Annotated in this window: 12 protein-coding genes; all 12 read left to right on the top strand. The window is 41.3% G+C overall.

Annotated elements, in window-relative coordinates; all coding sequences use genetic code 11:
- Window positions 1–252 precede the first annotated feature (252 nt).
- Genes mraZ through AC5NT5_RS03110 form a run of 12 tightly spaced genes read left to right on the top strand, consistent with a single transcriptional unit; the run spans window position 253 to window position 13,696 of the window.
- The gene (gene mraZ, locus AC5NT5_RS03055; RefSeq protein WP_007582904.1) at window positions 253–711 is read left to right on the top strand and encodes a division/cell wall cluster transcriptional repressor MraZ; all 459 of its coding nucleotides are present in this window, start codon (window positions 253–255) and stop codon (window positions 709–711) included.
- A gap of 28 nt (window positions 712–739) precedes the next feature.
- Window positions 740–1,678, top strand: coding sequence for a 16S rRNA (cytosine(1402)-N(4))-methyltransferase RsmH (gene rsmH / locus AC5NT5_RS03060; RefSeq protein ID WP_024606338.1), 939 nt, complete (start codon window positions 740–742; stop codon window positions 1,676–1,678).
- Window positions 1,675–2,001, top strand: a complete 327-nt coding sequence (gene ftsL / locus AC5NT5_RS03065) for a cell division protein FtsL (protein WP_002957986.1) — start codon at window positions 1,675–1,677, stop codon at window positions 1,999–2,001. Before rsmH ends, ftsL begins: the two co-directional genes overlap by 4 nt.
- Entirely contained in the window at window positions 1,998–3,815 is a 1,818-nt protein-coding gene (locus tag AC5NT5_RS03070; RefSeq protein ID WP_002957987.1) for a peptidoglycan glycosyltransferase FtsI, read from the top strand. The genes ftsL and AC5NT5_RS03070 overlap by 4 nt, the downstream gene beginning before the upstream one ends.
- On the top strand, window positions 3,808–5,286 hold the full coding sequence (gene murE / locus AC5NT5_RS03075; RefSeq protein WP_494513349.1) for a UDP-N-acetylmuramoyl-L-alanyl-D-glutamate--2,6-diaminopimelate ligase: 1,479 nt from the start codon (window positions 3,808–3,810) through the stop codon (window positions 5,284–5,286). Before AC5NT5_RS03070 ends, murE begins: the two co-directional genes overlap by 8 nt.
- Entirely contained in the window at window positions 5,283–6,665 is a 1,383-nt protein-coding gene (locus AC5NT5_RS03080; RefSeq protein WP_494513350.1) for a UDP-N-acetylmuramoyl-tripeptide--D-alanyl-D-alanine ligase, read from the top strand. The genes murE and AC5NT5_RS03080 overlap by 4 nt, the downstream gene beginning before the upstream one ends.
- Entirely contained in the window at window positions 6,665–7,747 is a 1,083-nt protein-coding gene (mraY, locus tag AC5NT5_RS03085; protein WP_002957990.1) for a phospho-N-acetylmuramoyl-pentapeptide-transferase, read from the top strand. The genes AC5NT5_RS03080 and mraY overlap by 1 nt, the downstream gene beginning before the upstream one ends.
- Window positions 7,748–9,082 (top strand): UDP-N-acetylmuramoyl-L-alanine--D-glutamate ligase, encoded by a 1,335-nt coding sequence (murD, locus tag AC5NT5_RS03090; RefSeq protein WP_494513351.1) that lies wholly within the window; start codon window positions 7,748–7,750, stop codon window positions 9,080–9,082.
- Window positions 9,079–10,254, top strand: a complete 1,176-nt coding sequence (gene ftsW / locus AC5NT5_RS03095; RefSeq protein WP_024606332.1) for a cell division protein FtsW — start codon at window positions 9,079–9,081, stop codon at window positions 10,252–10,254. Before murD ends, ftsW begins: the two co-directional genes overlap by 4 nt.
- Entirely contained in the window at window positions 10,251–11,327 is a 1,077-nt protein-coding gene (gene murG, locus AC5NT5_RS03100; RefSeq protein ID WP_494513352.1) for an undecaprenyldiphospho-muramoylpentapeptide beta-N-acetylglucosaminyltransferase, read from the top strand. Before ftsW ends, murG begins: the two co-directional genes overlap by 4 nt.
- Window positions 11,328–12,779, top strand: coding sequence for a UDP-N-acetylmuramate--L-alanine ligase (murC, locus tag AC5NT5_RS03105; RefSeq protein ID WP_039485322.1), 1,452 nt, complete (start codon window positions 11,328–11,330; stop codon window positions 12,777–12,779). It begins immediately after the preceding gene.
- Complete coding sequence (locus AC5NT5_RS03110; protein WP_494513353.1) at window positions 12,776–13,696, top strand: D-alanine--D-alanine ligase; 921 nt, start codon at window positions 12,776–12,778, stop codon at window positions 13,694–13,696. Before murC ends, AC5NT5_RS03110 begins: the two co-directional genes overlap by 4 nt.

Raw genomic sequence — 13,696 nt, forward strand, 5'->3', positions numbered from 1 at the left:
AAACAGAAAGTTATAAAAGCAAAGCTGATATTTTTCTTTACCTCAATCCCACTTTTTCCCACGTAATTCAAACGCTTCGCTTGAGCCCTTATTTTTTCTAGCTTTGAGACTCACTAAAGCTGGTCAGCTTACTTGACAAAATGGCTTGTCAAGCCCTAAACTGGAGCACTGTGGTGAAAAGTGGTTTTTAGTGGATCTCATTGGATAAAATAAACAAAAAATTGAATAAAACAATTTCAAAGTAGGTTTTTTATGTTTCGTGGCGCGAGTTCACTGAGTTTGGATGATAAGGGGCGTTTTGCGGTACCGACAAAGTACCGAGAATCTCTGTTGTCTGAAGATCAGGGGACAGTTATTTGTACCGTCGCATTAAATGAACCGTGTTTATGGTTATATCCGTTGGCTGAGTGGCTCGAAATAGAAAGCCGTTTAGCTAAAATCTCCAATATGAACCCACGAGCCCGTCGAATGCAGCGTATGTTGCTCGGGAATGCTACAGAGTATCAACTTGATAAAAATGGTCGAATTTTGCTTGCGCCGTCATTACGTGCCCATGCATCTCTTGGCAAAAAAATCATGCTGGTTGGTTTGATGAATAAGTTTGAAATTTGGGATGAAGCGCGTTGGCACGAGCAAATGCAGCAAGATACTGAGCTTGAAAGGCTTGGTGATTTTGAACCTAACCAAGATTTAGATAATTTTACACTCTAACGGCACAAAAAAAGGCACACAATAGCTAATGACAGCGCAATTTGAACACGTATCCGTATTAATGGATGAGACCATCGATGCTCTTGCAATTAAGCCAGACGGTATATACATGGATGGTACATTTGGACGTGGTGGCCACTCTGGGCAAATTTTAGCACGCCTTGGTGATGAAGGTCGCCTGCAAGCAATTGACCAAGATCCACAAGCAATACAATCAGCTGAAAAGTTTGCTGATGACCCACGTTTTGCAATTGCACACACTCGATTTTCAAACTTATACGAAGTAGCACAGCAAAACGATCTAATCGGTAAAGTCGATGGCATTTTATTAGACATTGGTGTTTCGTCACCACAATTAGATGACGCTGAGCGTGGCTTTAGTTTTATGAAAGACGGCCCACTCGATATGCGTATGGACCCTACAACAGGTCGCAGTGCAGCACAGTGGTTAGCAGAGGCTGAGTTGGATGATATTACCCACGTAATTAAAAAATTGGGCGAAGAAAAGTTTGGTAAACGCATTGCACACAAAGTACTTGAAGTTCGTGAGCACACGCCAATCACAACTACCAAGCAGCTTGCTGACCTTGTTGATGAAGCTGTACCGGTAAAAGATAAGTTTAAACACCCAGCTACCCGTACTTTTCAGGCTATTCGTATTTACATTAATAGTGAGCTTGAAGAAATTCAAACTGCGCTTCAGTCTGCAGTTAAAGTGCTAAAGCCAGGCGGACGTTTAGTGGTGATTTCGTTTCATTCTTTAGAAGACCGTATTGTAAAACAGTTTATTAGAAAACAGAGTAAGGGAGAAGCATTACCCAGAGGTCTGCCTTTAACTGATGCACAAATAAATAAAAATCTGACGTTAAAAGCAGTGGGTAAAGCTATTAAGCCAAGTGCTGCAGAAGTAGAGCGTAATCCACGTTCTCGTAGTTCTGTACTTAGGATTGCACAGAGGTTGGGATGAGTAAAAAAGCGAGCTATCGGCAACCTAATTTATTCTTTGAAATATTAAAAGGCCTAGGAGCTAATAAGCTAACCTCGGCCTTGTTGGTTGTGATATTCGCTTCTAGTTTAGCTGTTGTGCAAACAACCCACTTAGCTCGTGGCCAACTTATACAGCAAGATCAATTATTACAAGAACGCGATGAGCTCGATTTAGAGTGGCGCTACTTACTTGTTGAAGAAGAATTTTATTCGCAACATGCACGCATTGAAGAAGTAGCTACATCACAATTGAAAATGAAAAGACCTACGAGTCAAGATGAGCAGGTAATAATAGTACAATGAGAAATAGAGGCAAAAAACCAGTCACTAATTTAATCACATGGCGCTTCATGCTGGTGTGTGCAGTTGTGTTTATGGTGTTTGTAACACTCGTATCTCGCGCTGCTTATTTACAAGTAATAGAACCTGATAAAGCACGTTCAGAAAGTGACAAACGTACCGTGCGCGTTGAAAAACTACATGTGCAACGCGGGATGATTTTTGACCGTAATGGTAAAGAGTTAGCGGTAAGTGTGCCTGTTGTAAGTGTATATGCTGATCCTAAAGCATTGCACAAGTCGTTAGTCTCTAAAGTAATTAAACAAGCACGTAAAAGCGGCGAAGATCATTTATCTTTAGCTGAAAATACCGCCGAGCTTGATAAGCGTACTGCACTTTATTATAAAAACGATTTACGCTGGCGTGAGCTTGCAGATGTGCTGCGTATTGATCCTAAGAAGATTAACTCTCGACTTTTAAACGATCCCTCGCGTCGCTTTGTTTATTTAAAGCGCCAAGTTACTCCTGCTGTAGCAAATTATATTGGCGATTTACGCCTACCAGGTATTCATTTACTAGATGAATCTAAACGCTATTACCCCGCCGGTGAGGTTACCGCGCATGTTATTGGTTTTACTAATATAGACGGTAAAGGCATTGAAGGCATTGAAAAGCTATACGAAAACGCTTTAACGGGCGAGGAAGGCCGCCGCACTATACGTAAAGACGCACAAGGGCGTGAAGTAGAAGTGCTTGACGAGCGTGAGCGCGTAGAGCCAGAAAGTATAGAATTAAGTATCGACCAACGAATTCAAGCTATTGCCTACAAAGCTGTAAAATCAGCTGTACTGACTTACAAAGCCACATCGGGCTCAGCTATGGTAGTTGATGTTAAAACCGGTGAAGTGCTGGCAATGGTAAATAGTCCTTCATTTAATCCAAATAACTTAAGCGATGCTGCACCTCATAAGCGTCGTAATCGCGCAATTACAGATTTGTTTGAACCAGGCTCAACTGTTAAGCCTCTAGCCATTTTAGCTGGGCTAGACTACGGCGCCATTCAGGCAGATGACACGATTGATACCTACCCAGGTTGGATGCGTTTAGGTGGTAGTTTAGTTAGAGATACTCGTAATCACGGCGAACTAACACTGCGCGAAATACTAAAGTACTCCTCAAATATGGGGGTTGCGAAGGTTACTCAGCTAGTGCCTAAAGATTACCTTGTTGGCTTATATCAAAAAGTAGGCTTTGGCAGTGACACCGGTACTGGAATGGTAGGTGAAAGCAGCGGTTTGTTTTATCCAAATCGTCGTTGGTCTGACTTTGAAATTGCAACTTTATCATTTGGTTATGCAATTTCGGTAAGTACTGCGCAAATGGCGCGCTTTTATACCATGTTAGGCGCTGGTGGAGTTAATCGACCACTGACTATTTTAAAGCAAGATAATATACCTGAAGGCGAACGTATTTTTAAACAAAAAGACGTAGAAGCCGTAGTCCACATGATGGAAAGTGTATTTGAAAAAGACGGTACTGCTCGCAACATAAAAGTTGATGGGTATCGTGCTGCCGGTAAAACAGGTACATCTAAAAAAGCCGTAGCAGGTGGTTATGGTGATGAATATGTAGGTTACTTTGCAGGTGTAGCACCGGCAAGTAATCCTCGTTTAGCCGTGGTAGTTATGATTAATGAACCAGGTGGTGATGTGTACTATGGAGGTGCCACCGCTGGCCCTGCATTTGCAGAAATCATCTCTAACGCATTAAGAATATTAAACGTAGCGCCTGACAAGGAAGAGGTTGCGTACGTACAAGGTAAAGATAACGATGCGTGATTTAAAGGATATTTTAAAATACATCGAAATAGATGCGCCCTCGCAACTGGTAAAGCATTTACGCCTTGATAGCCGTGAAGTAACGCCAGGGGATGTATTTGTTGCTATTAAAGGCCATACACTTGATGGCGGACAATTTATTAATAAAGCAATTGAAAATGGCGCAATAGCTATCATTGCTGACAGATTATGTGAATTTGAAAGCAGTTTTGAGCCACTGTATTTAGTCTCAGAGCTTGATAAAAAGCTTCCAGAATTAGCTAGTCGCTTTTATAGCCAACCAAGTCAGACTCTTGATTTAATTGGTGTGACGGGTACAAATGGTAAATCGACCACCACAGCAATGATTGCCCACTTAGCACAATTTTGTGGTACTGAGTCGGCTATTATAGGTACTTTAGGTTATGGCCATCCTGATAACTTAATTCCACTGATAAACACAACGCCTTCAACAGTTGATTTACAGCATATTTTGAGCGATTTAAATTCGCAGCATAAAAAGCTGGTAGCCATGGAAGTATCATCTCATGGGTTAGTGCAACAACGCGTTGCTAAATGTCAGTTTAAAGCGGCTGTGTTTACTAATCTTTCGCGCGATCACTTAGATTACCATGGTGATATGGCAAGTTACGGTGATGCGAAATTAATGCTTTTCCGTGATTTTGAACCGCAAGTTGTAGTGCTCAATCAAGATGACTTTCAAGCTGAGCAATGGCTTGAAAAGTATGACTTTAATAACCTAATTTGTTATGGCCGAAAAAACTTAGCTCCTAAGAATGCCCGATACGTTTATTTTTCTGATGTTGAATATTCAAGTAAAGGTATTTCGGCGCAGTTGTCGACAAGTTGGGGTGATATTTCAATTGAATCGCCTCTGTTTGGCGAATTCAACTTATATAACTTAACGGCAGCGCTCGCTACATTACTAGGGCTAGGTTATCCGCTTGAGCAACTAGTTGCTGGTTGTGCGCAGTTACAGCCAGTCGCTGGTCGAATGCAAGCTTTTAGTCAAGCTGGCATGCCAACGTGTGTTGTTGATTACGCCCATACACCCGATGCACTTGCACTTGCATTACAAGCATTGCAGTTGCATGTGCCAGGTGGCGTAAGTTGTGTATTTGGTTGCGGTGGCGACAGAGACAAAGGTAAGCGGGCATTAATGGCGCAAGCTGCTGAGCAAAACGCTAATAAAATTATTATTACCAGTGATAACCCTCGATCTGAAAATCCTGATGACATTATTGCAGATGTAGCAGGCGGTCTAACCCATCCTCAAAATGCACATTTAGAGGCAGATAGAGCAACTGCAATTCGTTTTGCTATAGAAAACGCTACAGCTGATGATGTTATTTTGATTGCAGGTAAAGGCCACGAAGATTATCAAATTATAGGCGATAAGCGCATCGACTTTTGCGATCGCCGCTATGTACAAGAACAACTAAAAAAAGCAGTAAGAGGGATAACACAATGATCCCAATGGATTTTGATTGGTTAGCTAATGTGCTAACAACCGATTATCAAGGTGATAATCAACACGTGCTTAATATAAATACTGATACTCGTACAGTGTGCGATGGCGAAGTGTTTTTAGCACTTAAAGGGCCAAATTTTGATGGCCATAAATTTATAGCTGAGGCTAAACAAAAAGGCGCTATAGGCGTTATTGTTCAGCACAAAGTTGATGTAGATATTCCACAATTTATAGTAAGCGATACACGTATTGCACTAGGTACAATTGGCACCGCTGTTATGGCACAAGTGGCGCCTAAAACAATTGCAATTACAGGGAGTGTAGGCAAAACCACCGTAAAAGAAATGTGTGCGGCAATTTTGTCGGTTCACGGTGATGTATTAGCTACTAAAGGTAATTTTAACAACGATATTGGCGTCCCACTTACGTTATTGCGCTTAGATCCTCAACATCGTTTTGCTGTTATTGAGCTAGGTGCAAATCACTTAGGTGAAATTGCTTACACAACGGCAATGACAAAACCAGATGTGGCCGTTGTATGTAATGTTGCAGCAGCTCACTTGGAAGGTTTTGGTAGCTTAATGGGCGTTGCAAAAGCTAAAGGTGAGATTTTTGATGGCCTAAAAGATGACGGTGTTGCCATTGTTAATTGCGATAGTGAATTTAGCCAGTATTGGTTAGATAAACTTGAAGGGCGTAATGTTAAACGCTTTTCTACAACCGAAAAACTAGACATTTGGGCAGAGAACATTACGCTTGATGCCAATGCACGTGCAAGCTTTACGCTTTGCACTAAAAACAAGCAAGTGCATGTTACTTTGGCGCTACCTGGTAAGCATAATATTAGTAATGCACTTATCGCTGCGGCGCTGACCAGTGAATTTGATGTAACCCTTGAAGAAATAGCCAATGCACTTGCCACAATGGGTGATGTAAAAGGGCGCGTTAATTTAATTGAAGTGTCTGATTTACTTACCGTGGTTGATGATACCTATAATGCTAATGTTAAGTCGGTAAAGGCTGCGATTGACTTGTTAAGTGATATGCAAGGTCACCGCATTTTAGCACTCGGAGATATGGGTGAGCTTGGTGAAGATGCACGTAAGTACCATAAAGAAGTTGGCGAGTATGCACTTGAACAAGGGATTGATGAGTTATTTACATTAGGCGTGTTAAGTAAATACGCAAGTGATGTGTTTGAACTTCCTAATCGCCACTTTTCGAGCCGCGAACAGATGCAGCAAAAAATTCAAGAAAGTATTAATAAAGTGAATAAAAAAACAACAATAGTAGTGAAAGGATCGCGCAGTTCTCGCATGGAATTATTAGTAACCGATTTAGTTAATGGCCAGCAACAAGCCATCAATGGAGTATCATAATGTTAGTTTGGCTGGCAGAGTATTTAACACAGTATTTTAGTGGTTTTCATGTTTTTTCGTATTTAACGCTACGTGCCATTTTAGGTATTTTAACTGCGTTAATTATGTCTCTTTATTTAGGGCCTAAGTTAATTCGTGGTTTGCAACGTATGCAAATAGGTCAAACAGTTCGCGACGATGGTCCGCAATCGCATTTGTCTAAGTCGGGTACACCGACTATGGGTGGCTTACTTATTTTAGCGGCTATTTTTACCAGCACGCTACTTTGGGCCGATTTATCAAATAAATATGTGTGGGCAACACTGTTTGTAATTGGCTCATTAGGTATTGTTGGTTTTGTTGATGATTACCGTAAAGTTATTCGTAAAGACCCAAAAGGTTTAATTGCTAAGTGGAAGTACTTTTGGCAATCGGTCATTGCATTAGTTGTAGCTACTGCTTTGTACTTTACTAGTGCTCAAGCATCTGAGACATCTCTTGTTGTTCCATTTTTTAAAGACGTATTACCGCAATTAGGTTTGTTTTATATTGTGCTTACGTACTTTGCGATAGTAGGTACATCAAACGCAGTAAACCTGACCGATGGCTTAGATGGCTTGGCGATTGTGCCAATTATTTTGGTGGCTGCAGCATTGGCAATTATTGCTTACTTAACAGGTAATATTAACTTTTCGGCTTACTTACATATTCCACATTTACCGCTGGCGAGTGAGCTTGTCGTTGTGTGTACTGCCATTGTGGGCGCAGGGCTTGGCTTTTTATGGTTTAACACTTACCCAGCACAAGTATTTATGGGCGATGTTGGCTCATTAGCACTTGGTGGTGCATTAGGTATTATTGCTGTTTTAGTACGCCAAGAGTTACTACTTATTATTATGGGTGGTGTATTTGTAATGGAAGCACTATCGGTAATATTACAAGTGGGGTCGTATAAATTACGCGGACAACGCATTTTTAGAATGGCGCCGATTCATCATCATTATGAATTAAAAGGTTGGCCAGAGCCTCGCGTTATTGTGCGCTTTTGGATTATTTCTGTTGTGCTAGTGCTTGCTGGCTTAGCTACTTTAAAGATTCGATAAATGCAGTATTTAAACGAGATAAAAAACAAACAAATAACAGTGCTCGGACTCGGTGTAACCGGTCTGGGCATTGTGCGTTTTCTATTATCTCATGGCCTCGCCCCTAAGGTCGTTGATAGCCGAGCAACCCCGCCGGGGATTGATTGGTTAAAAGAGCATGCGCCAAATCTAGATACCCACTTTGGTAATTTAGATGACGCTGAGCTTTGTTCAAGCAATATGATCATTATAAGCCCTGGGCTTAGCTTAAAAATACCAGCTGTTGCAAATGCAATTAACGCAGGTGTTGAAGTGATTGGCGACGTTGAGTTATTTGCACGTATTAATACAAAACCAGTTGTTGCTGTTACGGGCTCTAACGGTAAATCAACCGTGGTTACGCTCGCTTATGAAGTATTAAAAGAAGCCGGCTATAAAGTTGCTTTGGGTGGGAATATTGGCACAGCGGTGCTTGATTTACTCAACGATGATTTTGATGTGTATGTACTTGAGTTATCTAGTTTTCAGCTAGATACCACAACGAGTTTAAAACCTGTAAGTGCAACGGTATTAAATGTGTCTGAAGATCATCTTGATCGATACGACAGTTACCAAGCTTATATAGACTCAAAGCTAAGTATTTATGACGGTGCAGAGCTGATAGTTGTCAATGCAGACGATATTCAAACACATCCAGTTGAGCGTGGTACAACCCCCCTAATCAGCTTTGGTGCTCAACAAGGTGATTACCATTTAGCGCAGCATAATGGCGAAACTCATTTTATGCTTAAAGGCGATGCCTTTTTACCTGTTGATACGCTTGCGGTAGTGGGTAAGCACAATTATTTAAATACGCTTGCAGTAATGGCGCTTTTAAGTCCGTTTGAAGTAAGTAAAGCGCAATATAAGAACGCGTTAGGTCAATTTAATGGATTGGCTCATCGCTGCCAATTTGTAGCTGAGCTTAACGGTGTAAAGTATTTTAACGATTCAAAGGCAACGAATGTTGGAGCGACCATTGCTGCAATAGATAGCTTGGCTAGTGATGGTGAAAACCTGATTGTTATTGCAGGTGGCGATGCTAAAGGCACCGATTTAAATGCACTTAAACCCTACATAGAACAACATGTAAAAGCATTAATTTGTTTTGGTAAAGATGCAAGTGACGTAGCTGCGATTACCAATAAGAGCTATTTAACTAATAATATGGAAGAAGCTGTTGCTTTGGCCAACGTACTTAGTAGTACTGGCAATATTGTTTTGTTAGCACCCGCATGTGCCAGCATTGATATGTATAACAACTATATGCAACGCGGTGATGACTTTATTCAATGTGTTATGGCAGGGCAACTATGATTGCTTTTGCCGATATAAGAGATGCATTAACACCAAAACCTTCAGGTCAGTTGTATGATGTACCGCTGCTGTACTGCGTAATTATGTTAATTGGCGTTGGTTTTATCATGGTAACCAGCGCTTCAATGCCGACCGCTGAGCGGTTATTTGATGACCCATACCATATTACTATTCGCCACAGCATGTTTTTGGCAATGTCTTTTGTGCTTTTTTGGATAAGTGTTTGTGTGCCAATGGATTGGTGGAAACGATCCAACCCTTATTTATTAATACTAGGCATGGTGCTGTTAATAGCTGTATTGATTGTTGGGCGTGAAGTGAATGGTGCTAAACGATGGATACCTATTGGTCCTGTTGGTTTTCAGGTTGCTGAGGCCGCTAAATTATACTTTTTTAGTTATATTGCGGGTTATTTGGTAAGAAAACGCGAAGAAGTACAAGAAAATATTAAAGGCTTTGCAAAGCCAATAGCTGTATTTGCAGTGTATGCGCTACTTATTTTGTTACAACCTGATTTAGGTACAGTGGTTGTTATGTTTGTAACAACGGTTGGTTTACTGTTTTTAGCTGGCGCTAAATTATGGCAGTTCTTTGTACTTATTCTAACTGGCGTCGGTTTAGTTGTATTACTGATTATTGTTGAACCATATCGAATGGCGCGTGTTGTTGGCTTTTTAGACCCTTGGGATGATCCTTTTGGTAAGGGTTATCAGTTGGTTCAATCGCTAATGGCTTATAGCCAAGGTGGTTGGTTTGGCCAAGGCTTAGGTAACAGTGTACAAAAACTGCAATATTTACCTGAAGCGCATAACGATTTTATTTTTGCTGTAATAGGTGAAGAACTTGGTTTAATAGGCGTTGTAAGTATTTTAATGGTATTAGCTACTTTAGTATTTAGAGCGTTATTAATAGGCCAACAAGCGCTTAAGTGTGGCAAAGAATACGAAGGCTATTTTTCGTTTGCCATTGGTATTTGGTTTGCATTTCAAACCATGGTGAATGTAGGTGCGAGCGCGGGTATTTTGCCAACTAAGGGTTTAACCCTGCCATTTATTTCTTATGGTGGTTCAAGCTTGTTAATTATGACCATTGCCACGGGTATTTTATTGCGCGTAGATTTTGAAACCAAAATGGCAACCAAACAAGCCACCTCACGTGGAGGCAAGCGATGAGTAAAAAATTAGTAGTAGTGGCTGGTGGAACTGGCGGACACATTTTTCCTGGTATTGCAGTGGCTGATTATTTAAGACAGCAAGGCTGGCAAGTTAGCTGGATTGGCACACCAGATCGAATGGAAGCAAGCGTTGTACCTAAGCATAATATAGATATTGATTTTATTAATGTAAAAGGTGTTCGTGGTAACGGATTAAAACGTCTTATTAAAGCCCCATTCATGGTAGTTAATGCAGTATTGCAAGCGCGTAAGGTATTGAAAGAACAGCGCCCAGATGTAGTACTCGCAATGGGCGGTTATGTTACGGGACCCACGGGAATTGCCGCAAAGAGTTTAGGTATTCCGCTGGTTATTCACGAGCAAAACGCTGTAGCGGGTATGAGTAATAAACTGCTAGCTAAGGTGGCTACACGTGTATTAGCAGCATTTCCAAGTGCTTTTGCACAGGGTCAAGCCGAGCTAGTAGGTAACCCAGTTCGCCAAAGCGTTATGAATATAGCCAAACGCGATGTATCAAACCCTATTAATATTTTAGTAGTGGGCGGCTCGCTTGGTGCGCAAGTGCTTAATCAAACATTACCAGAAGCATTTAAAGTACTAAATAATACAGCTCCAATAAGTGTATGGCATCAAACAGGTAAGGGTCATTTATCTACTGTAGAAACAGCTTATAAAATGCATGGCTTTGCGGATGGTAATACAAAAATAGCTGAATTTATTGATGATATGGACGCGGCGTATAGCTGGGCTGATATTGTTGTTTGCCGCGCTGGTGCATTAACTGTTAGCGAAATTGCAGCAGCAGGTAAAATGGCTGTTTTTGTTCCCTTTCCACATGCCGTGGATGACCATCAAACAGCAAACGCACAATATTTAGTGATGGCTAATGGCGCATTATTAATGCCACAAGGGCAGTTTAATAAACAATCAATTGTTGAACTATTAAGCCCATATTTAGCCCAACCTTCATTAATTACTGAAATGGCTACAAATGCAAAAAAACAAGCCATTTTAGATGCCACAGCAAGCGTAGCAACGCACTGTGAGCAAGTAACAAATAAGAGAAAATAAGTGAAAGAAACGTCAGTACAAGAAAAACACACGCGCCCAGCAATGCGCCGAATAGAAACCATTCACTTTATTGGTATTGGTGGAGCCGGTATGGGCGGTATTGCTGAAGTACTCGCTTTTGAAGGCTACCGTATTACAGGTTCTGACATTGCTCATAGCGCTATGACAGATCGCTTAATTAAAGCCGGTGCTGAGGTATTTATTGGCCATCATGAAAATAACGTGAAAGATGCCAATGTAGTGGTTGTTTCAAGCGCGATTGATGAAACAAATCCTGAAATTATTGCAGCTAAAGCCGCAAGAATCCCTGTTGTGCGCCGCGCAGAAATGCTCGCAGAGCTAATGCGTTTTCGCCACGGTATAGCGATTGCGGGGACGCATGGTAAAACAACGACAACAAGCCTAATTGCAAGTATTTATGGACAAGCAGGGCTTGATCCAACTTTTATTATTGGTGGCTTGTTAAATAGCGCAGGTAGTAACGCAAAAGTAGGTAAAAGTGATTTTTTAATAGCAGAAGCTGATGAAAGCGATGCGTCGTTTTTACACTTGCAGCCAATGGTCTCGGTGATCACAAATATTGAAGAAGATCACATGGATACTTATGGCGGCAGTCTTGAAAAAATGAAAGACACGTATGTCGATTTTATTCATAACTTGCCTTTTTATGGTTTAGCTGTTGTATGTATTGATTCTGAAGTTGCAGCTGAGCTTATTCCTCGCTTTGGTCGCCCAGTTATTACGTATGGCGAATCGAAAGATGCTGATTATCGCATGAGCGACTTTAGCCAATCAGCTAATACGTGCACATTTACAGTAACTAACAAACAAGGTGAGTGTTTAACTGCCACATTGAATATGCCAGGTAGACACAACGCACTTAACGCAACCGCTGCGATTGCTGTGGCAAAAGATCAAAACATTGCGAATCATGCAATTTTAGAAGCGCTGCAGAAGTTTGAAGGCATTGGTCGTCGTTTTCAGCACTATGGTGAATTTGAAAACGAGCGGGGCAATGTGATGTTAGTTGATGATTACGGGCATCACCCTTCAGAAGTTGCAGCAACAATTGCAGCAGTGCGTGAAGGTTGGCCTGATAAGCGTTTAGTAATGGTATATCAACCTCATAGGTTTTCTCGCACACGCGACTTATACGAAGATTTTGTAAAAGTACTTGCTGATGTAGATCAGTTGCTATTACTTGATGTGTACAGCGCTGGTGAAGATCCTATTGTAGGGGCCGACAGCAAAAGTTTATGTCGTAGCCTTCGCCAACGTGGCAAAGAGCCGCTGCACGTAGCAACAAATGCTGAGCTTGCAGGCGTTTTAGCCGCAAATTTACAAAACAATGATTTAGTATTAACCCAAGGCGCTGGTAATATAGGTCAGTTAGTTAAAACATTAGCTGCAACGGGTATGTCGATAGAAAAACTTAAGCAAGGTGAAGTATGACTCAGGTAAACACACAATTTGGTAAAGTAGCGGTACTGCTAGGTGGTAACTCAGCAGAGCGTGAAGTGTCTTTACGATCGGGTCAGGCTGTTTTAAATGCGCTGCAAAATAGTGGTATTGATGCAATTGCATTTGACCCACAAAGTCGTTCTTTGTGGGAGTTAAAAGAATTAAATGTAGATCGCGTTTTTATTGCTTTGCATGGCCGTGGTGGCGAAGACGGCACAGTGCAGGGTGCACTTGAATTTATGAACTTGCCTTACACGGGCAGTAATGTACTAGGTTCAGCACTTGCTATGGATAAAGTACGTTGTAAGCACTTATTTAAATCAGCGGGTTTAAGCACTGCACCTTATACCGTAGTTGATGCTAAAAAAGGCTTTGATGCTGCAGCCATTATGGATGAGTTTAAAAAGGTAATGGTTAAGCCATCGCATGAAGGTTCAAGCATAGGTATGGCGCAAGCAAGTACAACGCAAGAGCTTGAAGATGCATTAGCTAATGCATTTAAGTTTGATAACCAAGTACTTGTAGAGCAGTGGATCACTGGTCGTGAATTCACAGTTACAGTGCTTGGTGACGATGTACAGCCAGTCATTGAGATGACGACACCTAATGGTTTTTACGATTACCAAGCTAAGTATCAATCAAATACAACCCAGTATCATTGCCCTGCAGATTTATCAGAGCAAGATACTAAGTACTTACAAGCCATATCGCTAGATGCGTTTGATTTAGTGGGTGCAAGTGGTTGGGGTCGTGTTGATGCTATGCAAGACGAGCAAGGGAATTTTTACCTGCTTGAAGTAAATACAGTACCAGGCATGACAGAAAAGTCACTAGTACCGATGGCTGCAAAAGCGAACGGGGCAACTTTTGAGCAATTAGTTGTTCGCATTTTAGAGCAAACGCTTTAA

The organism is Pseudoalteromonas sp. J2K-J599 (assembly GCF_059295115.2).